This window comes from Pseudomonas arabinosi, assembly GCF_047758675.1.
Lineage (GTDB): Bacteria > Pseudomonadota > Gammaproteobacteria > Pseudomonadales > Pseudomonadaceae > Aquipseudomonas > Aquipseudomonas arabinosi.
In genome coordinates this window covers 6535143-6559465 of sequence record NZ_CP180480.1, presented here as the reverse complement: position 1 = coordinate 6559465, position 24323 = coordinate 6535143, and the positions used below count along the sequence as shown (strand labels likewise).

The 24323-nt window shown below is 59.4% G+C and carries 21 protein-coding genes and 2 pseudogenes; 7 read left to right on the top strand and 16 right to left on the bottom strand.

What is annotated here, in order from left to right:
- Positions 1-5: 5 nt before the first annotated feature.
- From ACMXYJ_RS30480 to cbiE, 13 genes are all read right to left on the bottom strand, one after another.
- The gene (locus ACMXYJ_RS30480; RefSeq protein WP_415758112.1) at positions 6-1016 is read right to left on the bottom strand and encodes a FecCD family ABC transporter permease; all 1011 of its coding nucleotides are present in this window, start codon (positions 1014-1016) and stop codon (positions 6-8) included.
- Positions 1013-1960, bottom strand: a complete 948-nt coding sequence (locus tag ACMXYJ_RS30475) for an ABC transporter substrate-binding protein (protein WP_415758111.1) — start codon at positions 1958-1960, stop codon at positions 1013-1015. The genes ACMXYJ_RS30480 and ACMXYJ_RS30475 overlap by 4 nt, the downstream gene beginning before the upstream one ends.
- Positions 1957-2745: an ABC transporter ATP-binding protein gene (locus ACMXYJ_RS30470; RefSeq protein ID WP_415758110.1), complete on the bottom strand. Its 789-nt coding sequence runs from the start codon at positions 2743-2745 to the stop codon at positions 1957-1959. The genes ACMXYJ_RS30475 and ACMXYJ_RS30470 overlap by 4 nt, the downstream gene beginning before the upstream one ends.
- A 213-nt stretch (positions 2746-2958) precedes the next feature.
- Positions 2959-4338 (bottom strand): PepSY-associated TM helix domain-containing protein, encoded by a 1380-nt coding sequence (locus tag ACMXYJ_RS30465; protein ID WP_415758109.1) that lies wholly within the window; start codon positions 4336-4338, stop codon positions 2959-2961.
- A 131-nt stretch (positions 4339-4469) separates the two neighbouring features.
- Positions 4470-6587, bottom strand: coding sequence for a TonB-dependent copper receptor (locus ACMXYJ_RS30460; RefSeq protein ID WP_415758108.1), 2118 nt, complete (start codon positions 6585-6587; stop codon positions 4470-4472).
- Positions 6588-6671: 84 nt separating this feature from the next.
- Positions 6672-7130: a DUF2946 domain-containing protein gene (locus ACMXYJ_RS30455; RefSeq protein WP_415758107.1), complete on the bottom strand. Its 459-nt coding sequence runs from the start codon at positions 7128-7130 to the stop codon at positions 6672-6674.
- Positions 7131-7150: 20 nt separating this feature from the next.
- Positions 7151-7630 (bottom strand): copper chaperone PCu(A)C, encoded by a 480-nt coding sequence (locus tag ACMXYJ_RS30450; protein WP_415758106.1) that lies wholly within the window; start codon positions 7628-7630, stop codon positions 7151-7153.
- Between the two features lie 48 nt (positions 7631-7678).
- Positions 7679-8077: a DUF2946 domain-containing protein gene (locus ACMXYJ_RS30445; protein ID WP_415758105.1), complete on the bottom strand. Its 399-nt coding sequence runs from the start codon at positions 8075-8077 to the stop codon at positions 7679-7681.
- 98 nt (positions 8078-8175) lie between these two features.
- Positions 8176-8466: an addiction module antidote protein gene (locus tag ACMXYJ_RS30440; RefSeq protein ID WP_149630208.1), complete on the bottom strand. Its 291-nt coding sequence runs from the start codon at positions 8464-8466 to the stop codon at positions 8176-8178.
- 3 nt (positions 8467-8469) lie between these two features.
- Positions 8470-8772 carry a type II toxin-antitoxin system RelE/ParE family toxin gene (locus ACMXYJ_RS30435; protein WP_415758104.1) on the bottom strand — a complete coding sequence of 101 codons (303 nt, stop codon included), beginning with the start codon at positions 8770-8772 and terminating at the stop codon, positions 8470-8472.
- A gap of 204 nt (positions 8773-8976) precedes the next feature.
- Entirely contained in the window at positions 8977-9693 is a 717-nt protein-coding gene (locus ACMXYJ_RS30430) for a cobalt-precorrin-6A reductase (RefSeq protein WP_415758103.1), read from the bottom strand.
- Positions 9690-10787 carry a cobalt-precorrin-5B (C(1))-methyltransferase gene (locus ACMXYJ_RS30425; RefSeq protein WP_415758102.1) on the bottom strand — a complete coding sequence of 366 codons (1098 nt, stop codon included), beginning with the start codon at positions 10785-10787 and terminating at the stop codon, positions 9690-9692. Before ACMXYJ_RS30425 ends, ACMXYJ_RS30430 begins: the two co-directional genes overlap by 4 nt.
- Positions 10780-11991, bottom strand: coding sequence for a precorrin-6y C5,15-methyltransferase (decarboxylating) subunit CbiE (gene cbiE, locus ACMXYJ_RS30420; RefSeq protein ID WP_415758101.1), 1212 nt, complete (start codon positions 11989-11991; stop codon positions 10780-10782). Before cbiE ends, ACMXYJ_RS30425 begins: the two co-directional genes overlap by 8 nt.
- 144 nt (positions 11992-12135) lie before the next feature.
- On the opposite strand from cbiE, the gene cobG reads away from it, so the two are divergent.
- From cobG to ACMXYJ_RS30395, 5 genes and pseudogenes are all read left to right on the top strand, one after another.
- On the top strand, positions 12136-13443 hold the full coding sequence (gene cobG / locus ACMXYJ_RS30415) for a precorrin-3B synthase (RefSeq protein ID WP_415758100.1): 1308 nt from the start codon (positions 12136-12138) through the stop codon (positions 13441-13443).
- Positions 13436-14062 carry a precorrin-8X methylmutase gene (locus ACMXYJ_RS30410; RefSeq protein ID WP_415758099.1) on the top strand — a complete coding sequence of 209 codons (627 nt, stop codon included), beginning with the start codon at positions 13436-13438 and terminating at the stop codon, positions 14060-14062. Before cobG ends, ACMXYJ_RS30410 begins: the two co-directional genes overlap by 8 nt.
- Positions 14062-14793 (top strand): precorrin-2 C(20)-methyltransferase, encoded by a 732-nt coding sequence (locus ACMXYJ_RS30405; RefSeq protein WP_033053597.1) that lies wholly within the window; start codon positions 14062-14064, stop codon positions 14791-14793. Before ACMXYJ_RS30410 ends, ACMXYJ_RS30405 begins: the two co-directional genes overlap by 1 nt.
- Positions 14793-16496 carry a precorrin-3B C(17)-methyltransferase gene (cobJ, locus tag ACMXYJ_RS30400; protein ID WP_415758098.1) on the top strand — a complete coding sequence of 568 codons (1704 nt, stop codon included), beginning with the start codon at positions 14793-14795 and terminating at the stop codon, positions 16494-16496. Before ACMXYJ_RS30405 ends, cobJ begins: the two co-directional genes overlap by 1 nt.
- A 680-nt stretch (positions 16497-17176) precedes the next feature.
- Positions 17177-21316, top strand: a pseudogene (locus tag ACMXYJ_RS30395) (TcdA/TcdB catalytic glycosyltransferase domain-containing protein); the annotation flags it as partial.
- 54 nt (positions 21317-21370) lie between these two features.
- On the opposite strand, the pseudogene ACMXYJ_RS30390 reads toward ACMXYJ_RS30395, so the two are convergent.
- Positions 21371-21526, bottom strand: a pseudogene (locus ACMXYJ_RS30390) (MarC family protein); the annotation flags it as partial.
- Positions 21527-21594: 68 nt separating this feature from the next.
- Between ACMXYJ_RS30390 and ACMXYJ_RS30385 the strand changes: the two are divergent.
- Entirely contained in the window at positions 21595-21819 is a 225-nt protein-coding gene (locus tag ACMXYJ_RS30385) for a hypothetical protein (RefSeq protein WP_415758097.1), read from the top strand.
- Between the two features lie 69 nt (positions 21820-21888).
- On the opposite strand, the gene ACMXYJ_RS30380 is transcribed toward ACMXYJ_RS30385, so the two are convergent.
- Positions 21889-22539: a hypothetical protein gene (locus ACMXYJ_RS30380; RefSeq protein ID WP_415758096.1), complete on the bottom strand. Its 651-nt coding sequence runs from the start codon at positions 22537-22539 to the stop codon at positions 21889-21891.
- 245 nt (positions 22540-22784) lie between these two features.
- On the opposite strand from ACMXYJ_RS30380, the gene ACMXYJ_RS30375 reads away from it, so the two are divergent.
- On the top strand, positions 22785-23606 hold the full coding sequence (locus ACMXYJ_RS30375; protein WP_415758095.1) for a hypothetical protein: 822 nt from the start codon (positions 22785-22787) through the stop codon (positions 23604-23606).
- A 59-nt stretch (positions 23607-23665) separates the two neighbouring features.
- Here ACMXYJ_RS30375 and ACMXYJ_RS30370 read toward each other — a convergent pair whose 3' ends face one another.
- Positions 23666-24262, bottom strand: a complete 597-nt coding sequence (locus tag ACMXYJ_RS30370; protein WP_415758094.1) for a MarC family protein — start codon at positions 24260-24262, stop codon at positions 23666-23668.
- Positions 24263-24323 lie beyond the last annotated feature (61 nt).

Sequence of the window (24323 nt, the reverse complement as noted above, 5' to 3'; positions counted from 1 at the left end):
TGGGATTAGCGGCGGCGCATGAGGCCGATGAAGAACAGGCCACCGATGGCGGCGGTGGCGACGCCGATGGGCAGGTCTTCCGGGGCGATCAGGGTGCGGGCGGCGACATCGACCCAGACGAGAAAGAGGCTGCCCAACAATACGCACACCGGCAGCAATCGCCGATGCTCCGCCCCGACCAATCGACGGGCAATGTGCGGCACCATCAGCCCGACAAACCCGATGGAGCCGCTGATCGACACCAGCACTCCGGTCATCAGTGAAGCAATCAAAAACACCCGCAACCGCACGGTACGAGCGTTGAGCCCGAGGGTCACCGCCGTCTGCTCACCCGTCATCAACGCGTTCAACGGCCGAGCCATGCCCAGCAACAACACCAACCCGAGCAACACGCTGGCCGCCGGCACTGCCAGCAACTCCCAACGCGCCAACCCGAGCCCGCCGAGCATCCAGAACATCACCGCCGAACTCGCGCGGTGATCGCCGAGAAACAGCAGCAGATTGGCGATCGCCATCATCACGAACGACACCGCCACGCCACACAGCAGCAGCCGATCACTGTCCAGTCGCCCGTTGCGGTTGGCGATCATCAGCACGATCACCATGCTGAGCAAAGCGCCAATAAACGCAGCGATCGGCAAGGTCAGCAGACCGACAATTTCACCGACATGCAGTACCACGATCACCGCGCCGAGGGTCGCGCCGGAGGTGACGCCAAGCAGGTGCGGATCGGCCAGCGGATTGCGCGTCACCGCTTGCAACACCGCACCGATCAGCGCGAGCCCAGCGCCAACCAGCGCACCCAACAGCATGCGAGGTACACGAATCAGCCACACGATGTGTTCCTGCCCGGCGGCCCAGTCCGGCACGCCGAAACCGAAAATCTTGTGCAACAGAATCCGCCACACCACGTCCACCGGCACCCGCGCCGGACCGAAGCCCAGCGACACCACGCACGACATCAGCAACAACGCGCCGAGGGCAACCAGTAACAAGGCGTAGCGACGATTGATCATTCGCCGTGGAAACCCTTGGCCAGGGTTTCAACCGCCAGCACGTTGTCGATACCCGGCGTGGCCTGCACATACGGAATCACGATGAAGCGCCGATGCTTGATCGCGTCCACCGACTGCAGCGCCTTGTTGTTGAGCAGGAATTGCTCTTTCTGTTCGGCAGTGACTTCGCCGTAGTCGACGATCACGATCACCTGCGGATTGCGCTCGACCACGTTCTCCCAGTTGACCCGGGTCCAACTCGCTTCGACGTCGTCGAGAATATTGCGCCCGCCAGCAGCGTCGATCAGCGCTTGCGGCATGCCGAGACGGCCGGAGGTCATGGCGCGGTCTTCACCGCTGTCATACAGGAACACGCGAGGTTTGCCTGCCGGCAGATTCTTGCGCACTTCGGCGACTTGCGCCTGCATCTGGGCGATCAAGGCATTGGCGCGATCCTGCACGTCAAAGATTTTGCCGAGGTTGCGCAGGTCGTTGTAGGTGTCTTCCAGGCTGGCCGGTGGACGCTTCATCACGAACGCGCAGGACTCGGTCAGCTCGTAGACATTGATGCCCAGCGGCTGCAACGTTTGCGGCGTGAGATCACCGCCCACGCGCATGCCGTAATCCCAACCGGCGAAGAAGAAATCGACGTTGGCGTTGAGCAGGGTTTCCACCGACGGGTACTTGGCCGCCAGCTCCGGCAAGCCATCGAGGATGGTCTGCATCTGGGGCGTGACCGATTTCCAGCCGGTCACACCGCTGTAGCCGGCCATGTTTGGTTTGAGGCCGAGGGCGAGCATCATCTGGGTCATGTTGATGTCGTGGCTGACCGCGTGTTTTGGCGCTTGCTGGAAGGTCACTTCGCGGTTGCAGCTCTGCACGGTCAACGGGTAGTGAGTGGCCTCGGCAAATGCTTGGGCATTGCCCAACAACAGGGCGGCGCAAAGCAGGGAACGCAAAGTCATGGTTGGGTTATCCAGGTGATTCGTGGGTAGCCGTGCAAGGGATGCTCATCGATCAGCGCTTCGACGCCGAACACGTCGCGCAGCAGTGGGGCGGTCAGGACTTCTTTCGGCGTGCCGCTGGCGACGATGCGGCCGTGATTGATCACGTACAGCCGATCGCAGAAAGCGGCAGCGAGATTGAGATCGTGGATGCTCGCCAGGGTGCCGATCTTCAAGCGTTTGACCAGTTGCAGCAGTTCGAGCTGATAGCGTGGGTCGAGGTGATTGGTCGGCTCGTCGAGGATCAGCATTTGCGGTTGCTGAGCCAGGGCGCGGGCGAGGATCACGCGCTGCTTTTCACCGCCGGAGAGGGTGGCGAAGGCATGATCCTCGAAGCCTTTCAGACCGACTGAATCGAGGGCCTGGGTCGCGAGATTTCTGTCTTCGAGGGTGTCGCCGTCGAACAAACCTTTGTGCGGTGTGCGGCCCATGGCGACGACTTCGTCGACGGTGAGGCCGAAGGCGTCGGGGAATTCCTGAAGGACCACGGCGATGCGTTGCGCGCACCAGCGTGAGGATTGTTTCCAGACGTTGTGGTGGTCGAGCTTGACCTCGCCGGCCTCGGGTTTGCTGAAGCGCCAGGCACAGCGCAGCAGGCTGGTTTTACCGCTGCCATTGGGGCCGATCAGACCGACGAACTCACCGGGGAGCACGTGCAAGGTTGCCTCACGCAGTTGGAACTGATGATGGCAATGACCGTGACCCAGGGGTGTCCAGGCGAGGTTTGTGAGGTTCAGCGAGGTCATGCATTTGCTCTGAAATGGTCGGTGTTGCTGATGGCGCCATCGCGAGCAAGCTCGCTCCCACAGGTTTTGCACAGTCCTTGTGGGAGCGAGCTTGCTCGCGATGGGGGCTTCGGATCAGAACGACGAATTTGGGTTATACAGTAACACTAAAGTTCACCGAGAGATAAGCGCGGGAAGTCTACAGCCCTCTCTAAACCGCGCATCTCGCCTGTTTCATGATGAAGGTGAGGCCGATTCAGTTTGCCGATTGAATCGCGACAGCAGCACCCGATCCAGCAGCCAGACCACCACCAAGGACGCGCCCACCAGCGGGAACGCCACCGCCAGCCCGAACATGATGACCATCGCGGTTTTCCATTTCGGCAAATCATGGCGCAGCGGCGGGACACCAAATTTTCCCTGCGGACGACGCTTCCACCAGATCACCACACCGCTGACGGCGCTGAGCAGAATCATCAGGCAGATCAGCAGGATGATGATCTGATTGAGTGGGCCGAACATTTTGCCTTCGTGCAGCATCACGCCGATTTCTGTTGCGCGGGCGACGGTGCCGTACTGCTCGAAACGCACGTCGGCGAGGACATCGCCGGTGTACTGATCAACGTGCAGCGTGGCGTCGTTGCGCGGGTCGTCGGCGAACACCGCGATGGTGAACACGCCAGTCGCCGTGGTCGGGAAGGTGATGCTGTAACCCGGTTCGACCTTGCGTTGCGCAGCGATGTTCTGCACGTCCTGCAAGCTGATGGTTGGCGCGGCGGGGCCAGTTTGCGTGCCGCCGTGGGCCATGTGTTCGGCGTGGTCGCCGGACATTGGCATCGGTGTGTTTTCCATCGCCCAAGGCACGGTCTGGCGGGTGGCGGTGTTGAGGCTGCGGGCCTCGACATCGGACTTGGGCACGTTGTCCCACATGGCTGCCGGAAAGACATTCCACACTTGCGCGTATTGCTTGCCCCAGAACCCGGTCCAGGTCATGCCGCTGAGCAGCATCACCAACAGCAACGACGCGCCCCAGAACCCGGTCACCGCGTGCAGGTCACGCCAGAGCACTCGACCGCGACTGCTCAAACGCGGCCACAGGATGCCGGCCGCCTGGCCTCGCGGCCACCACAGAAAGACGCCGGAGACCACCAACACCACGCCCCAACCGGCGGCCAGTTCGATCAGTCGATCACCGACGGTGCCGATCATCAATTCGCCGTGAATCGCTCGCGCAACGGCTTGCAGATTCTTTTTGGCGTCTTGCTCGCCGAGGATGTCAGCGTGGTAGGGATCGACGAAAACGTTGAGCTCGTTACCGCCATTGAGCACGACAAATTGCGCACTGCGTTCGGCGTTGACCGGTGGCAGATACTGCTTGATTGTGGCTTGTGGATAAGCCTCTTTCACCCGCTTGAGCAAGTCATCGGCCGGGACGCTGTGATGCCCGGCCGGGACGTTCAGCAGGCTGCCGTACATCAACGGATCGAGTTGCGGCTTGAACAGGTAAATGATGCCGGTCAGGGCCAGCATCACCATGAAAGGCGCGACGAACAGACCGGCATAAAAATGCCAGCGCCAGGCCAGGTTGTAGAAATTCGGTTTGGGCTGTTTCATCACGTGTGCTCCGCTTTGGCGATTCAATTGTCTGTAAAAGATCGCAGCCTCGTTTCACTCGACAGCTCCTACAGGGGGGACGCGTTCCAATGTAGGAGCTGGCGCAGCCTGCGATCTTTTGACTTTTCTTGTTAGAAACTCATGTCCACTTTGGTCCAGAGCGTTCGCCCCGGTTCTTTAATGGCTTGCGGGTCATTGGCCGGGTAGCCAAAACCAGCGTTGCCGGCCAGGTTCAAGTGCTCGGCATACGCCTTGCCAAACAGGTTGTCGACGCCCGTGCTGACCTTCCAGTTTTTGTTGATCCGGTACGCGCCATTGAGCGAGAACACGCCAAAACCCGGGGTCTTGCCGAAGTCCTTGCCGACCACGTTGCCCTTGTTCTGGTCGATGCGGTTTTGCGCCGCGACCACGCGCCACAAGGCCCCGGCGCTCCAGTTGTCTTCGCTGTAGGTCAGGCCGAAACGGGCATCGAGCGGCGGCATTTGCGGCAGTGCGTTGCCGTCGCTGCTGTTCTTGCCCCAGGCGTAGGCCAGGGTCGCGTCGGCTTTCCAGTGGCTGGTTAGCTTGTAGGCCGCACCCAATTCGCCGCCCATGATCCGCGCGTCGATGTTCTGTGCTTGCGAGGTCATGCCCATCATTGTTGGCGTGTAGTTGAACAGGATGTAGTCGCGCACCTGCCCGACATAACCCGAGGCCCAGGCTTCGAGGTCTTCGGTCTTGTATTGCAGGCCGAAGTCGAGCTGGGTGGTTTTTTCAGGCTTGATCGAATCGAAGGCATTCACCGAGCCGGCGGGGCCGGACTTGGGTGAAAACAGCTCCCAGTAATCCGGGAAACGCTGGGTGTGACCGAGGCCGGCATACAGCGTGGTGGGGCTGTCGGCCAGGTCATGCTCGTAACGGACGAAGCCGCTCGGCAGTGTGTCGGCGCGGGTGTCGTCGGCGGTCGGGTTGGGGCGCGCCATCATCCCGGAGCCAGTGGTCTGCCGGAAATCCTTGGCCGAAGCACGGTCCAGGCGCGCGCCGGTAATCAGCCGGTCACGGTCGGCGGCGTACCAGGTCAATTCGCTGAACACGCCGTAATTGTGGAAGTCGGCGTCCTTGTTGCGCGGCAGATCCTTGTAGACGTCGATGCCCATGGCGCTGCGTTGGCGATGTTCGCTGGTCTGCGCATCGAGGCCGCTGATCAACTGCACATCGGCCCAGCGCCAGGTGGCTTTGATCCGTGCGCCGAGGGTTCGACGGTCGACATTGGAGGCCATCGGGCCGGCCATCATTCCGGTGCCGGACGGTGTGCGCAGGGTGTAGTTGTCCATCACGTGGTCGGCGTAGTTGTAGTAAACCTGCGCCTCGACCTTATCCAGCACGTCGCCGATGTTCGACTTCTCGAAACGCAGGCCCAGGCTTTCGCGCTTGAACTGCGAGCCGTCCATGCCGCGCCCGGCGTAACGCGCTTCGCCATCGCCCTTGCCGGCGGTGAGCTCCAGCAGGGTGTCGGCGTCCGGGGTCCAGCCCACCGCGACGTCGCCGTTCCATTTGTCATAGCGCGACGGAACGGTGTCGTTGTTGCCGTCCCGGTAGTCGTCGGCGTGCGCGGTGTTGCCGATCACTCGCACGTAACCCAATGGCCCGCCGGCAGCAGCGTCCACCACTTTGTCGAAGCGGCCGTTGGAGCCAGCCAGCACGCTGGCGTTCACCCGAGTGCCGAGTTCGCCGAAGCTCTCCGGCTCACGGTCGAAGAGGATGGTCCCGGCCGACGCGCCCGGTCCCCAGAGCACGGTTTGTGGGCCTTTGATCACGGTCAGTTTGTCGTAGGTTTCCGGCGAGATGTACGAAGTCGGTGCGTCCATCCGGCCGGGGCAGGCGCCGAGCAACTGGCCGCCGTTGGTGAGGATGTTCAACCGCGAGCCGAACATGCCGCGCAACACCGGGTCGCCGTTGGTGCCGCCATTGCGCACCAGGGCGAAGCCGGGAATGGTTTTCAGGTAATCGCCACCGTCGCTGGCCGGCACCGGTTGGCGCGGGTCCTTGGGATTGGTGACGATGGTCAGTGGCGAACTCGGCGCGATGGCGGTGATCACCGTCGGGCTCAGTTCTTCACTGTGACCGGCGTGTTCATCGGCCAGCACCATGGGTGTCAGCAGTGCACCGCAAAGGAAGGCGGTGGCGTGCCTGAAACGAATGCTGGATTCGTTCAAGGCAAAAGAAGCTTGGGCAGCGCTCAAGCGTGTGTCAGCAGAAAACCTGGACATGACAATTTCCATCGAACAGTCGTAAACGACACGGCCGGCAGCCTGCGGCTGTCTTCTAAACCGTGTGAGATCGGATGTGAGGGTTTACGCGGCGATGGGCGGGGCGCGGGTGCGGGCGCCAGGGAAGAAGGTTTGCCGGGCGTGGCCCAGGCGAGGGGAAGGTGTGGTGAAGGTGCTGGCTGTTGGTGTGTCGAATGCGACGAAAGACTGGCCGCCGGTCAGCGCCGGGCAATTGAACAGCAGGCTGCAATAGCCGCATTTTTCCCAGAGCGCGTGATGTGAGGCTTTTGGTGGGCAGTGTTCGGCAGCGGGTTGTGCGTCGTGGTCGGCGTGATCCATCGCCGACATGTCCATGCTCATGTCCATCGACATGGTCATGGATACTTTCATCAGAGCAGAGGCGCGTTGATCCATCGGCATCGACTGAGAAATCAGCGGGCCGATAAAGATCATCAACATGGCGAACAGGCTGATCCAGCTCCCGCGCGTCAGGCTTAACGGCTGACGACGGTGTGCGGATGACCTGGCGCTAAGCGGGCGCATGGGCGTTTTTGCTCAGACGCTTACTGGGCGTGGACGTGCATCTGCATGCCTTCCGGCGGCTTCTTCTGCACCGAGACGTCGACCGTCACGTCGCCAGACTTCTCGAAATGCATCGTCAGTGGGAAGCGTTTGCCGTCGCTCAACAGGCTGCGGTCTTTCAGTTCGAGCAGCATCACGTGGTAGGCCATTGGCGCAAAAGTAACTTCGCCGCCGGCCGGGATTTCGACACTCGGCACGTGCTGCATTTTCATCAGATCGTTCTGCATGACGTGCTCGTGCAACTGGGCAACGCCAGCAATGGGCGAGTCGACACTGAGCAAGCGGTCAGCGGTTTTGCCACCGTTGTGAATCACGAAATACGCCGCGACCGTTGGCGCGTTTGGCGGCAACTCTTGCGACCACGGGTGCGCAATTTCCAGCTCCCCGGCCTTGTATTCGTGGGCATTGGCAAAACAGGCAGGCAGCAGCAACACAGCCAGGACGATGAGTTTGTTCAACATGGCAGTTCTCCAGAACGATTCAAAACGCAGGTCAATTGCGAGAAGGAATCACACCAGAGGGGAAGCGCGGGGATTAAGACTTGGCCATTGCTGGCGCGGTGTCGGTGTATCGAGAGAGGCATCAGGCAGGCTTCGATTGGCCTCGAAACGCGCGAAGTACAGTTGCGGCACATGCCCGGGCAACGCCACCAGCGGCGCGGAACCTGAACAGCACCAGCAATGCTGCATGTTGGAGTGATCGTCACTCTGCGGGGTTTTCTGTTCGATATCGCCCAGGGAAATCGCCACCATCTTGGTGCCGCTGGACGAACAGAAACTGCCCCACAACAACTGCTCGGCGGGTGATTTCGCCGTCTGCGCCATCGCTCCCGTCATCGGCATGGCGAGCATGTTGAACAGCACTGCGAAGCAGGCTATCCAGGCAAATGCGAGCCGTTGTCGGGACATGGGACAAATCCGGTTGGGTGGGCGATCAGGCGCGGCTATTTAGCCTGATCAGGGCCGATAAGTAAAAAAGCGGCGTGCGGTGTGGTGTCGCAGCGCAGTCAGAGAGTGCTGGCGTGCAAGCGCAGGCCCAAAGCTTTCATAACCTTCATGATAGTAGCGAATTCCGGATTGCCAGTGCTGCCCAGTGCTTTGTACAGACTTTCACGACCCAGCCCCGCATCACGGGCAATCTGTGTCATGCCCTTTGCTCGAGCTATGTCGTTAAGGGCTGCACGTATGAGCACTCCGTCGCCAGCATCTTCCTCAAAACAGGCGTCCAGGTAAGCGGCCATTTCTTCAGGTGTTTTTAGAAATTCGGCGGCATCGAAACGGGTGAATTGTTCGGCCATGATTTACTCCTCATTACCGATGTTTTGCGCCATTTGAATGGCGCGTTTGATGTCTCGTTTTTGAGTCGACTTGTCGCCGCCCACCAACAGCAGATAAACCACTTCACCTCGGCGGGTGAAATACATCCTGTAGCCGGGGCCGTAATGCACACGCATTTCATAAACAGCCCCGCCTACGGGTTCGCAATCTCCAAAATTTCCATGCTCGGCGGCCCGAAGCCTAGCGATGATTCGAACTTTACCAATGACGTCTCTCAGTGAATCAAGCCAATCGGCAAATGCTCGGGATCGTTCGAAGTCGATCATGCTTGATCGTATTCCTTGGGATACAGGTTGGCAAGCCGCACTTTCCTCGGGGCGAATTTAGTCGTCCCTTAGGATGTAAGGTTGGTGTGCTCGTTAGGATCAGAGGGCTCGGACTATAGGATTGAAGCCATAGAGTGGATAGCCGGCTCCGTCCGAGAGTGTTGCCGGCAAAGTCGCAAGGTTATGGAGATCTCAGGAATCGTCTTACACCGATAGGGCTTTCAGTACTTCACTCACCGACCCAAACTCCCGATCAACCTCCGGCAACACCGGCCGCTGCAAAACGATCACCGGCACCCCACGCTCCCGTGCCACTTCCAGCTTCGGCTCGGTCGCTGTACTACCGCTGTTCTTGCTGATCAGTGCATCAATCTGCCGACGTTCAAACAGTTCACGTTCATCCTCGATCAGAAACGGCCCGCGCGCGCCGATGACTTCGCAGCGTTCGTTACCGGGGTAAACGTCCAGAGCACGCAGGGTCCAGAATTGCTCTGGCGGGATTTCATGCAGATGCTGCAAGGGTTCGCGGCCGAGGGTGAACAACGGTCTGCGGAAAGGTTTGAGGGCCTCGATCAACTCGGCCCAGTCGCTGACATCTCGCCAGTCATCGTCGGCCTGTGGTTGCCAGGCCGGGCGCCTTAACGCCCAGCAGGCAATACCGCTCAGCCGCGCAGCGGTGGCGGCGTTCTGGCTGATTTGTGCGGCGTAGGGGTGGGTGGCGTCCAGCAGCAGGTCGATCCCTTCATCGCGAATGAACTGCGCAAGCCCTTCGGCACCGCCGTAACCGCCAACGCGAACCTGGCAGGTCAAATCCGTTGGCACGCGACCGACACCGGCCAGGCTATAGATGTGTTCCGGCCCGAGGGTCCGGGCGATGGCCAAGGCTTCCGTGACGCCACCGAGCAACAACACGCGCTTCATTGAAAAGCTCCCGCATGGCCGACAATCCCGCCCTGGCGATCGATGGCAAATACTTCAACCTGAATCTGCACCGGCACCACGCTGCGGGCAAAGTCCAGCGCGTGCTGACACACCGCATCACCGAGGGCGATGCCCGCCGCACTGGCCATCGCCAAGGCTTGCTGACTGGTGTTGGCCTCGCGAATCCCTTGCTGCAATACCTCATCGGCACCAATCGCCGCCGCCCACTCGGCCAGTTGCGGCAGGTCGATGCTCGAATGCCGGCTATGCAAATCCATGTGCCCGGCCGCCAGCTTGCTGATCTTGCCGAAACCACCGCACAGGCTGAGTTTATCCACAGGCACTTTGCGCAGATGTTTGAGCACGGCGCCGACGAAGTCGCCCATTTCGATCAGGGCGATTTCCGGCAGGTCGTAGACCCGGCGCATGGTGTCTTCGCTGGCATTTCCGGTGCAGGCGGCGATGTGCAGGTAGCCGTTGGTTTTTGCGACGTCGATGCCCTGATGGATCGAGGCGATGTAGGCCGCACAGGAAAACGGCCGGACGATGCCGCTGGTGCCGAGGATCGACAAACCGCCGAGAATCCCCAGGCGCGGGTTCATGGTTTTCAGGGCCAGCGCTTCACCGCCTTCGACGTTCACCGTGACGTCGAAACCGCCGCGGTAATCGAGTTCTTCGGCCAGCAGGGTCAAGTGATCGGTGATCATCTTGCGCGGTACCGGGTTGATCGCGGGTTCGCCGACGCCCAGCACCAGCCCCGGCCGGGTCACCGTGCCGACGCCGCGACCGGCATTGAAGCGAATGCCCGGCGCCGTGTTCAGTCGCACGTGGGAGTAGAGCAGCGCGCCATGGGTCACGTCGGGGTCGTCGCCCGCGTCCTTGATCGTCCCGGCCTCGGCGCCGTTATCCATCAACCGACAGAACTCCAGACGCATCTGCACCTGTTTGCCTTTGGGCAATACGATCTGCACCGCATCCGTCGAGGTGCCGCCGAGCAATAGTCGAGCCGCCGCAAGGCAGGTGGCGGTGGCGCAGCTGCCGGTGGTCAGGCCGCTGCGCAACGGTGCGGGTTGTTCAGCGGTTTCGTCACGCATCGAAAGGCTTCGTCACTTCCAGCAAGGTAATCGGCAACGCCTGACGCCAGGTATCGAAGTCTCCCAGCGGTTGGGCTTGAGCGATATGGATCCGCGTCAGCTCGCCGCCGTGCTGCTCGCGCCAAGCCATCAAAGTCATTTCACTTTGCAACGTGACGGCGTTGGCGATCAGTCGGCCGCCGGGTTTGAGTTGTGCCCAGCAGGTGTCGAGCACGCCCTCGCGGGTGACGCCACCGCCGATGAAAATCGCGTTCGGGCGTTCGAGTCGGTCCAGGGCTTGCGGCGCACTGCCGCGAATCAGTTGCAGACCGGGCACACCGAGGGCATCGCGGTTGTGCTCGATCAACCCTTGTCGCCCTTCGTCAGCTTCGATGGCCAGCGCCCGGCAACTTGGGTGAGCGCGCATCCATTCGATGCCGATCGAGCCGCTGCCGGCGCCGACGTCCCACAGCAGTTCGCCGTGGATCGGGGCAAGACGTGCGAGCGTGATGGCGCGCACGTCGCGTTTGGTCAGTTGGCCGTCGTGTTTGAAGGCTGAGTCCGGCAAACCGGCCAGTCGGGAGAGGCGCAGCGTGTTGGGTTCAGCGATGCACTCGATGGCGATCAGGTTCAGGTCTGCGATGGGCGGATCGGTCCAGTCATTGGCGACACCCTCGATGCGTCGTTCGGCTGCACCGCCCAGGTGTTCCAGCACGGTGAGGCGACTCGGCCCGAAACCGTGTTCACGCAACAGCGTGGCGATCGCTGCCGGACTCTGACCGTCGTTGCTCAACACCAGCAAGCGAACACCGCTGAACAACTGCGCAGTGAGTGCGGCGACGGGACGAGCTACCACCGAAAGCGTAACCACATCCTGCAACGGCCAGCCCATTCGCGCTGCCGCCAGCGAGCAGGAGGAGGGCGCCGGCAGTATCAGCATTTCATCGCTGGGCAGGTTTCGGGCAAGGCTCGCGCCCACGCCGAAGAACATCGGATCGCCGCTGGCCAGTACGCAGACCGGTTCGCCGCGCAGCGCTAAAACCGGCTCAAGGGAGAAAGGGCTGGGCCACAACTGCCGTTCGCCACGGATGCACACCGGCAGCAAATCCAGTTGCCGCTGACCGCCAATGATCCGCGAAGCGCGCAGCAGCGCGTGCCGGGCGTTTTTGCCCAGGCCTTTGAAGCCGTCTTCGCCGATTCCCACTACTGTCAGCCACGGTGACATCTATAGCCCTCAAATATAGTCCTCAAACGGACTGTTCCGACGGGCAGGCTTTTCATGCCGTCGAACAAAGCAGGCATAATACCGCGCCTTCGCCCGCGAAGCGCCTTTCCCACACAGCCGGTCGCCCCCTTGAACGAACGCCCGATGTCCTCAGCCTTACGCCCCTCGGCCTGCCCGGGGTTGCTGCGTATCGTCCAGGCGCTGGATGGCGGTATCTGCCGGATCAAGTTGGATGGCGGTTCGATCAGTGCGGCCCAGGCCGATGCGGTCGCCAGTGCAGCTGAACGCTTCGCCGGCGGCGTGATCGAGGCGACCAACCGCGCCAACCTGCAAATTCGCGGGATCGGCAGTGAACATGGCGCCTTGATCGACGGCCTGATGGCAGCAGGGTTGGGCCCAAGCACTGCCGCTGGCGACGATGTGCGCAATCTGATGCTCAGCCCCAGCGCCGGGATTGATCAGCAGATGCTGTTCGACACGCGTCAGCTGGCCGAAAAGATCCTCGCTACGCTGCAAAGCCATGAACGCTTTCACGACCTGAGTGCCAAGTTTGCCGTGCAACTGGATGGCGGCGAAGGCTTGGCGATGCTCGAACATCCTCATGACCTGTGGTTGTCCGTCACTGAGCGAGACGGCGAGCTGGTTTTTGCATTCGGTCTGGCAGGGTGTCCCGTGGATTCGCCTGTAGGCGCGGTGTCATTGGAAAAGGGTCATGCGCTGGTGGTCGCGGTGCTGGAGTTGTTTCTCGACCTGGCGAGTCCCGACCAGACACGCATGCGGCATTTGCTCGCTGAATGCTCGCTCAACGAATTCCTCTCCCGTCTGGCCAAACGTGTGCCGTTGATGCCCATCACGGGTTGGCAGCGCAAAGTAAGTCCGAGTGTCTTGCACATAGGCACTCATCCTCAACGCGACGCCGAACATGTGTATATAGGCGCGGTGCCACCGCTGGGTCGCCTCAATCCCGCGATGCTCAGAGGCGTCGCACAACTGGCACGTGAACAGGGTGACGGAAACCTGCGTTTCACACCTTGGCAAAACCTGTTGTTACCCGGTGTTCATGCCGACGATGCGCCGCAAGTTATCCACAACCTTGAACAACTCGGTCTGCGTTGCTCGGCCGACGATGCCTTGGCGCACCTGGTCGCCTGCACCGGCTCGACCGGCTGCGGCAAAGGCCTGGCCGACACCAAGGGCGATGCCCGACAACTGGCGGCGCTGCTGCAACGTCACGGACAGGCATTGAACGTGCACCTGTCCGGTTGCCAGCGTTCCTGTGCGGCCGCGCACATCGCGCCGGTCACGTTGCTGGCGGTTTCACCCGGTCACTACGACCTCTATTTTCGCGATGCGGCGCAGCCGGGCTTCGGCGCGCTGCATGCACACAACCTTACTATTGAAGCGGTCGCAGCCTTGCTCGACGCCCGCTCACGGAGCCCCCTTGATGCTTGATTACATCCGCGACGGTCAGGAGATCTATCGCAACTCCTTCGCGATAATTCGTGCCGAGGCCAACCTCGAGCGTATTCCGGCCGATCTGGAAAAGCTCGCGGTTCGAGTGATCCACGCCTGCGGCATGGTCGACGCTATCGACGGGCTGCAATTCTCCGAAGGCGCGGGCAAGGCCGGGCGTGAGGCGCTGGCCGCCGGTGCACCGATTCTGTGCGACGCGCGGATGGTCAGCGAAGGCGTGACCCGCACGCGTTTGCCTGCGAACAACGAAGTCATCTGCACCCTGCGCGATGAAAGCGTTCCGCAGCTGGCCCGCGAACTGGGCAACACCCGCTCCGCCGCCGCGCTGGAACTATGGCGCCCGCACCTGGAAGGCAGCGTAGTGGTGATCGGCAACGCGCCGACCGCGCTGTTTTATCTGTTGGAAATGCTCGACGCCGGCGCGCCAAAACCGGCATTGATCCTCGGCTTCCCGGTGGGCTTCGTCGGCGCCGCCGAATCCAAGGCAGCGCTCGCGGCAGACAGCCGTGGCGTGCCTTTCGTCATCATGCAAGGCCGGCTGGGCGGCAGCGCCATGGCCGCCGCCGCCGTCAACGCCCTCGCCACGGAGATCGAATGATGCAGCAACCTGGACGTTTGATCGGCCTGGGCGTCGGCCCCGGTGATCCGGAACTGATTACCGTCAAAGCCCTGCGCCTGCTGCGCGAATCGCCGGTGGTGGCGTACTTCGTCGCCAAGGGCAAAAAGGGCAATGCGTTCGGTATCATCGAGGCGCATTTGCAGGACGCGCAAACGCTGCTGCCGCTGGTGTATCCGGTGACCACAGAAGCGTTGCCGGCGCCGCTGTCGTACGAACAAGTGATCAGCGATTTCTACGATGCGGCCGGCGAAGAGCTGGCCGCGCACCTGGACGCTGGCCGTGACGTGGCGGTGATCTGCGAAGGCGATCCGTTCTTCTACGGCTCCTACATGTACCTGCACGATCGACTGGCTGAGCGTTATGAAGCCGAAGTTGTGCCGGGCGTTTGCTCGATGCTCGGCGGCGCTTCAGTGCTGGGTGCGCCGCTGGTGTATCGCAATCAGAGTTTGTCAGTGCTGTCGGGTGTGTTGCCCGCCGACGATCTCAAGCGTCGCCTGGCCGATGCCGATGCCGCCGTGATCATGAAGCTGGGGCGCAACTTTCCCAAGGTCCGTCAGGTGCTCGAAGAACTCGGGCTGGCGGAACGTGCGCTGTACGTTGAACGCGCGACCATGGCCAACCAGAAAATCGTCCCGCTGGATCAGGTCGAGCCGATGTCCTCGCCGTACTTCTCGCTGATCATTGTGCCCGGCGAACGGTGGCAAGGCTGATGGCCCGTCCAGTTCCGGCGATTGTCATTCTGGGCAATGGCAGCCTCGCGACCGCGCGCAAGATTGCGCAGCTATACCCTGGCGCATTGATCCATGGTCTGGCCGAACGGGTGGAAGGCGCGGACCGCGTCTATCACGAATTCGGCGCCACCTTGCGTGAGTTCTATCAGCAGGACACTCCGATCATCGCTCTGTGCGCGGCCGGCATTGTGATCCGCACCCTGGCGCCGTTACTACTGGAAAAAGGCGCCGAGCCGCCAGTGCTGGCCGTGGCTGAAGACGGCAGTGCCGTGGTGCCGTTGCTCGGCGGCCTAGGTGGCGTGAACGTCATGGCGCGCGAGATTGCTGCCGGTCTCGAGGTTGCTGCGGCGATCACCACCAGCGGTGAATTGCGCTTCGGCACCTGCCTGCTCAATCCACCCAGCGGTTACGCCCTCGGCGATCTGGAACTGGGCAAGCGCTTCGTCTCGGATTTGCTCGCCGGCCAAAGCGTACGCGTCGAAGGGGCTGCGCCGTGGCTGGCGCAGGCGCAGTTGCCGCAAGATCCTCAAGCGCAGCTGTCGATCCATGTCGGCCATGCCGAGCGCGCGCCTGCGGCCAATGAATTGATGATCTACCCGCGCAATGTGCTGGTGGCGGTGACCGCCGAGGTCGTGGATCTGCCAGGCGCGATTCGCTCAGCCTTGCATCAAGCGAAAATCGCCGTGCAATCGGTGGCGTGCCTGTTGGCCAGCGATCTGAACATGGCCAGCACGGCATTACGCGAAGCGGCACTTGAACTGGGTGTACCTCTGCGGTTTGCGTCGGTCAGCGGCGGTGTCAGCGAGTTGTCCCGCCACACCGTGCCGAACGCTACCATCGTGTCCGCGGATACCGGCATTGCCATCGCGGTGGCCACTCAGCCGCTGGACGCTGCGCAGGTCGGCCGTGCACGCGGTCGCCTGGCGGTAATCGGTCTGGGCCCTGGCGCCGCCGAACTGATGGTGCCAGCAGTCAAGGCTGAACTGGCCAGGGCCACCGACGTGCTCGGCTACGAAACCTACGTGCGCATGGCCGGGCCGTTCCGCGAAGACCAAGTGCTGCATTGCACCGACAACCGCGAAGAGATGCAGCGCGCCCGTCACGCCTTCGAGCTGGCGGCGCAAGGCCGTTCGGTGATTGTGGTGTCGTCCGGTGATCCCGGCGTGTTCGCCATGGCGGCGGCGGTGCTTGAAGCGTTGCATGAGTCGAGTGAGCCGAGCTGGCACAGCGTTGATCTGGAGATTCTTCCGGGTGTTTCCGCGTCACTGGCTACGGCCGCTCAAGCAGGTGCACCGTTGGGGCATGACTTCTGCGTGATGTCGCTATCGGACAATCTCAAGCCCTGGGCGATCATCGAGAAGCGCCTGGACCTGGCCGCCGAAGCCGATCTGGCGCTGGCGTTCTACAACCCGATCTCCCGTGCGCGGCCGTGGCAACTGGGCCAAGCCCTGGAAATCGTCGGCCGGCATCGCACACCGGAAACGGTGGTGGTGCTGGGCCGCGACATTGGCCGCCCTGGCCAGACGTTGCGGGTCACCACGCTCGGCGAACTGACTCCCGACCAGGTCGACATGCGCACCATGGTGCTGATCGGCTCGTCCACCACCTGCGCATTTCCTCGTGCCGAGGGTGGTGAGTGGGTGTATACGCCGCGCTGGTACGGTATCAAGCCTGCCTCCTGAACCACAGCGGCCCCGCGTGGGCCGTTTTCCACTTAATGCATTTCCGTCTGCTGGTTCGGCACTTTCACTTTGGCGTTGATGCGTCATTTATTTCACCAGTCGTTGTGGGATTTATGACTCTCGCCACGACGAATTAATACTGTTTTCTGTCGCTGATTTCTTCCTTTGCGTAGTGTTTTTTTTGCAGTCGAAAACTTCGGCGTTGCGCATGAGTCACTACGCCGCCTGTTTGCTGACGGCTCCAGCGATTGGGTTTGTCTAAGTGTTCTTATTTAAGTCGGCAATATAAGGTTTTATTTTTTTCAAATTTGATTGTGTTGAAATTAATTGAATTTCTTCGGGTTTGAAATGCCTGCTTTTACGATTTAATTTTGTCTTGTGTGAAGTAGTTGCTTCGCGTATTGATCTGGTCTCGTTAAAAAATACGAAAGGGTTGACGTTATCGTCGAGCGGTATTTGCGCGGCTGGCTTGCAGAATTTAATTGCATGTATTGAAGCTGGAGAGTGTCTTGTTTAATAGTGATTTGGATGTTGTGTATATCGGTGGATATGTAAACTTCGCAAAACTTTTTAATCTTGAAGATCTTGAGCAGGCGTTAATTTCGCACAAGGGGACCGACGAGTATGACGCCGTCTTCAGGTATTACTCAGGCTGCATCGACTTGCTCGATTCGCCCCGGATGCTGGAGCCACTGGGCCTGCTGAAGCAGGCTTTGGCATCTTTTGTCGGGCCTGTGGGTCGACCGCGACGAGCGACTGAGTCGCTTCCTCCCGAGCGCGCGCCCCCCGACGTGACAGACATCTACGAACGGCTCGAAGGTTTCGAGGCTCGTTTGTCAAACGGTACGCAGCAGTTGCAAACGCCCAAAACAGACGTTCCTGACAATCTGCATTTTGTCTGGCTCGGCGGTGGTTTGGGCGATATCCAGCGCGACTACATCAATATCTGGAAACAGACACTGTCTGGGCAGGGTTACACCCTCAAACTCTGGTACGACAGCGATGCATTGCTGGCCTACGAAACCAATCGGATTATTGTCGAGGCAGCCAAGGCTGACGCCATGCTTAATGGCGGGCAGGCCAGTCGTAACGCTTTTGAACTAGGTGACCAGTATGAAGAGCGGGTCATTGCTCTCAAGCAGCAGATGTTTGTGCACATTAATAAAGCGGTAGAACGCGGAGAGAGCGCCGACGACGCCAGGATTGATCTGTTGGTTCGAGCCTATGGCCAAGATGAAGGACGGTTGAAAGTACTAAGGGAAAAAAACCGCAAGAGTCTGTTGTCGTTGAAAGAAGGCGCTGTTGTTCTTCGCGATCTCGCCACCGAGTCGACACCGTTGTACTTGCAGGACATCTACGAACGAGAAATCAGCTTGCGTGGCAACTTTGCTGCCGCCTCCGATATTGTCCGCGCCGAGGCTCTGTTCGCCGACGGTGGCAGTTATGCAGACGTGGATAACCTGCCGCCGCTGCTAGAAAACCTGGGCGGGGTGGATATCAGCCGATTTGGCTCGGATGCACGCCTGGGTGTTTTGCAGTTGATACTTGACCACAACCCTGAGTGGATGCCGGGTCGGCAGGTTATACGCAGCAGGTACACAAACTATTTCGAGCAAATTCCCCTGGAGCACCGTGAGGCGCTGGAGATTTTTGCCAAGAGCAGCCCTGATATCAGCAGTGTTTTCCGGCGCCCGGTAGAACGTCAGGTGCGACTGGATGGATTGCGTGCCGTCGCCGAACAAAGCACGTTGAGTAACGCGTTCATGATGGCTCATCCCGGCTCGGCAATGCTCAAGGCCGTTCTTGAGCGTTTCAGGCTTAACTATGAGGTGGTGGATGCCACCGCCCGGTTAGCCATTGAACGAAAGATTGCGCTTATCGACGCTCAGGCAGTCATGAAGGTTTCCAAGGAGGTGGTCGAGAAAAAGTTCGGACCCTTGCATGAACTGTCGAGTGAGGAAGAAATAGCGGTCAGTTTTTTGATGGAAGCTGCCGCTACGTACTACAGCGACGGTATCCGTCCACAGAGTGAAGTGACCATTTATCTGTCTGGGCCTGCTGCGATGCGCGATGGGCTGGCGGATTACGAAAAAAAGCATTTCACCCCCCGAGGCGCTGAAGCTTCGAGAACTGAAGTCGCCATACCCGCCATCGCAACCGTCAACCGGGCGACCGAGGAGGAGCTGGATCACTCCTGGAAGGAGAACGAGAGTGATACGGCTCAATGGCTGAAAAGAGAAAAGCAGCGTTGGGAGGCCGGGCAGTTCAAAACCCGCTATGCCGGCGATGTCACACAACTGCTCAAGTACCAGCGTATCGATTTCGAAGAAGGCTGGCCGGTGATCGAAGGTCGTCATGTGTTGATCTCCGATCTGTTGCAGCAACTGGCCGATGATCTCGGTGAGCCATTTCGCCAGGCAATGAGTCAGCGCCACAACGGCAGCGTGACGTTTGAAAAGCCGTTGTCCCTGAGCTTCGATGACCGGCAAGCGATCATTGCTCAGGACGCCAACATCCGCCCCCCGGCATCCCTCCCGGACGCGGCGACACAAAACCTGTCGGTGGATGAACTGCTGAGCCAGGTCGCCAAAGACCCACTGCTCACCGTGAAACTAAACCCGCTGCAACGACTGTTGCTCGGTGGGCTGTTGGGGGTCAGTGCGCTGGATAACCAGCATTTCGATGCCGCCAGTGCAACGCTTGAAAACCTTGCCAATACGATGTCGGAGTTGGGCGTCATCCACCGTTACGGGGCCATTGAGCGCGAGTTGTTCAAGCAAAGTCATCCGGCTTTCCTTGCCGGGCTGACGAGTGCTTCCAACCCGCCCGTGGCCTTGTCCGAAACGAGTGTTGAACTCAAGAAACAGGCACTCGAACGTCCGCTGACCCTGGTGGAATGGGGACGTTTGGTCGCCAGGATTCAGCAAGTGGCGAAGCTCGAATACCGCGACCGAATTGGCGAGCGAATCGGTGAAGTGCTGGAGAGCTTTGATCACGGCAGTTTCAAATTGGTGCCCCAGGACTTGTTGCTCGAAGGATCGGGCGATCGGGTGGCCGGACGCTGTTACCCACTGGCACTGGCCATGGCTGCTGCGCTCCATAAAGGCAGCGACGGGGCAAATACCTTGCGGGAACGCTTTTACCTGGCGGTTACCGAGCCTGAAGCCGGCGACTCAAAGGGATTTGTGAACATGATTGAGGAACTGCGTGACGTCCCGGTCAATGAATCGGGCAAGCCATTGATGCGTTCCGATCTGACTCAGATCGTAGCGATGCTGGAAGAAAAAACGGCCACGACCACCCTGATGCTCAACTCGGACAACCACTCGATGCTGGTTGCGAAAACGCTCGAGGGGCCGCACAGCGCTTACCTGCTCTACGATCCGAATTTCGGGATCTTCGAGTTTGCGACTGCTTCGATGTTCAGTAAGGCGCTGACGCACTTTTTCATCCGCAAGGAGATGGCCAGGCATTACGCCGCCTTTGGGGAGGCGGCACGTCCGACTTTTGACTTGATCGAACTCAATGGCGCAGGGCTGAACGCCATGGTGCTTGCGTCCGGTGCTCAGGTCTCAAGTCTGTTGACGCCGGGAGCGTTGCCTGAGCAGGCGCCTCGGGCAAGACAACGACTGGCCAGTGCCCGGGGGCAGTCTTTGGTCAACAATGCGGCCCTGGGCAGTTCATTGCTGGAACTGGACGCTCACTGGTGGGGTGGGCAGATCGCCCAGGCGACACGGCAGTTGCAGGAGCAACACGGGCTGGCTTCGGATTCTGTTGCGTTGTTCGAGACACTGGAGATAACCCCAACAGGGGAATACACAATCAGTCTGGTCAACACCGATGCCGGGCAGACCATTGAGCGTGTCACCACCAGCGATCACCGGTTCCTGAGAATTAAAAACTTCCTCTCCGAAACCTTCCATTCATTGGCCGCTCGCCCGAGTGCGCCGGTCAATCCGCTTGATCCGACGGACGCCAGCAGCGTTCATACGCTCAATGCCGGTTTCACCATACAGGCCCTGATGAATGCGCTGCGACATCACGAGGGCGCGGCCAGCGGTGGTGACAAGGCCCTGACCACCGCCATTCGCCTGCATGCCTACGTGAACTATGCCCAGCTGGCCCATGGCAACGTAGTGGATGTTATGGGTGTGATCAAACTGGTCCGCCAGGCACTGGACGATGAAAAGCTGATCGCTCGGACCAGCGCGCCGTTGGTGCAAAAGGCTTTGAGCCATATCGCCAACGAAGGCGTCGGTACTGTGCTGGGGATGGTGAATGTCGGGTTTGATATTTACCAGTTGAGCCATGCCACCAATGAGATTGAAAAGGCGCAGTTCGGGACGCAGTTGGCCTTCGACTCCGCGAGTACGGTGTTGGGCGCAGCGGGTCTGGGGGCCGCCCTGGCTGGCGCGGGTACGGTGGCCGCGGTGCTGGGGGGCGCCGGGGTGATTCTTGGCGGGTTGGCAGTGGGCATTACTGCGCTGGCCGAAGGTTTTGCGACGATTGCGGAGGAAGCCAAGGAGGTCGCGCTGTTTTTTGATGGACTTGAAAAGGGGTATGTACAAGGCGGCTATTACCTGGACAAGGCATCGAATGCCTGGATTGCGAATCCCTTGCTGGTGTTTGCCGATGTGGATTTACGCGCATCCACCGTCCATTTCGACAGCCCGAAACTGTTCCCGCTTCGGGACCATTTAGGGGTCCCGGATTACGATGTGGATTACAACCGAGCCATCGATATTCGTCAGGGACTTGAGTTGCAGGACTCGGCGGTTTTCTCACCACAGGCAGGACAGACGATCGTTCTGCCCGGCAGACCCAAGACCTGGTACGGCTACCAATACAAGTTGCTGCCGTTTGTCACGTTTCGTCATCAACCGGCTGACGATCTGCAAGCCCTGATCACCGAGAATGCGCTCGATACGGTTGGACAGGTAAAGCACCACGCCGACCGTGAAACTGGCCAGGGCAATACTGAGAATGGCCGTGAGTTTGTCGTCCCAATGAGGCTGGCTCACGCCCATCACCCGCTTCGGTGTTAAACCCAAGGCAGGAGCCGTATGCGGTAATTCCGCACGTACGGATCTGTGCGGGGGTGGCAGGTGACTGCCATTCCTGCCGCGACCAACTGATCGTCAGCCTGGTGGATGAACACGTGGTGATGCTCGATCCGGTAACGTGCCGCAGCCTGATCCTGCGCCAGGTCAACGCGATGGACATCACGCTGCGCGGGGAGGTTTTGTTATCGATTGGCAGCTATCCGTCTGTTGCCATTTCGACATTGCTGACCCGGCAGAGTGAAGCAACGGTACAAGTATGATCCCCGCGTTCGGCGTCGCCCCTTCACATGTTCAAACGTGTGAAGGGGTTTTTATGTGTGCGAGGCGGTTTATGGCTTTGCCTTCCTCAAGGTAAATCGCTTCATGACTTGTTCACGGAGCTTGGTCTCCATAAGCGGTCTTTTTGTGTCGAGTATGGCTCTGTTCAATTTGAGAAAGGCACTCTGTTGAACGAGATTTGCCGATTGCTTTTCCCAGGACCAAAACAAGAAGCCGTTCTTCGTTGCATTGGCGACCAACTCAAGGTTGAAAACGGCTATATGGAGATTTCTACTTGAGTCATAACGGGCAGGAAGGACTTGGAATCGACGCCCTTTAAGGCTCTCGTCGTCCAATGAACGCACGGCGCCAGCGTCGGTTCGCAAGGCGTTGAGGGTGTCAATCATGGCGTTTGCTTGCCGGGAGTCGCTCAGGGCTTGCGCTTTGTGCACCAGAAAATCGGCAACGCTGCCAGAAACATCAAAACGTGTTCGTGTCGTAATGGCTCCTTCATGGAGCGACCAGCCGAGAAACATGAGAGTGCGAACATATTCATCCAGCCAGTATTGTGAGTTGGCAAAGCGATTGTGGACGAGGTCGGCAGATCGTGTGGCAATGTGCGTGCAGTTGGTTAAGTCGTCGAAGTCTTGCAGAGTAAGTTCGCCGATACTTGAAATCAGATTGGGGCCCGTCACCACACCCGACGGTAGCGTATTGCTCATAAGTAACTCCAGATAAAAGAAATAATAATCCCTTGCGAGGATGTTGCACGGCTGTGCAATGTTCGTAGCTTACAATGGTGAGTGTTGGTGCTGGAGTTGTTATATGTGTGAATTTTTCTCTTGGGCGTGATATCGCTCTTGTACATATATGGAATTTAATTGTGGTTTGTTTGTTCGGGTAGAGTGCGTTAGATTCGCCTTGCCCTCATCGGGGTACTATTAACTTATTGAATGGAATGTTAGATATGGATGTTGTTGAGAGTGCTATTAGTGTCGAAAAATGCACTGCTTTAGTGAAGGCGCGTATTAGTCGGCGGCTGTCTGTACAGCCTGCAATTCGTATGCGGGCATTTGCGGCAGCAGACGCTTCGAGCCCGAATAAAGAGCTGGATGCCGTCGTGCTGGCCAATACGCTGGTGGGTTATGGCGATAATATTACGCTCGAAAATATGGCGATCATTGAGAACCTGATCAAGTTTTCGAGGCTGGAGGCAAGTTACGAAGTTCCAGGCGACGACCCTCAGGCGTGGTATCTCGCGTTCCTGAAATGCATGGATGAATCGGGGTGTTTCGTTGCAGATTCCGGTTACAATGCTTATAAGAAAAGTTCCCTCCAATTGACCATGGATAACATCGTTACCGACATCGTTAAGGCCAGTATGGATGCAGCGAAAGCCGCGATTCCGGGTGCTGCTGTACTCAGCGCAGTCGTTAACACGACATTGGATGCCCTCAAGAAGGAACCGCAAGCGATCAACTTGTTCAATCGCGAAGTTACAGGCAGTAGAGGTGTCAGGTTGGCAGTAATGCCATGCGATCAACTCGCCAATGGCATTATCGTGTCTTCGTTGGCATCGATCGACAGCGTGGGCGGCAGTAAGGAAACCTCGCCTCTCTTTTTTGACTGGAAAACTTCGGGGCGCGATATCTTCCGTGGTAGTTCTTTTATTACATTTAACCCAGTTCGTTATGCAGCACTCAAGAATCAACTGGAAGAGTACTTGGGGCAGTATTACAAGCCGCTGCTGCAAAAACGGTTCAGTCGCCGCAGGAATGCTCCCAAGTAAATAATCAACGCCATAAAAAAATCAGGGCCGAGGGAATTGGATCCTTCGGCCTTGTGCGTTCAGGGAACCAGATAGCCCTTCACGCCGGTAAAGATGATCTGCGCCGCCAATGCGCAGACGAACAACCCCATTAACCGGCTGACGATCTGCAAGCCCTGATCACCGAGAATGCGCTCGATACGGTTGGACAGGTAAAGCACCACGCCGACCGTGAAACTGGCCAGGGTAATACTGAGAATGGCCGTGAGTTTGTCGTCCCAATGAGGCTGGCTGACGCCCATCACCAGCAGGGCGCCGATGGTGCCGGGGCCGACCGTCAGGGGAATGGTCAGCGGGACGATGGTCACGTCCTGCTGCACGTTGTCGGTCTGCACCGCCGACTTGCCCTGCGCCATGCCCAGCGCCGAGATGAACAGCACACTGCCGGCACCGATGCGGAAGGCGTCCACGGTGATGCCAAAGACACTGAAAATCACTCGCCCGAACAGGTACAGCAAGACGCTGGAGACCAGGGTCGCAGTCGCCACTTTCCAGGCCAGTCGACGCTGTTCCTTGCGCGAATAACCGCGGGTCAGGCTGATGAAGCAGGACAATACGAAGAACGGGCTGTAGAGCACCAGCATCTTCAGGTAAACGCTGAACAACACGTGGAGCATGGTGCAAGCTCACTGGCGAGGGAAGTCGAGCGGGAGTCTATCAGGCGCAGCGGGGTCTGTC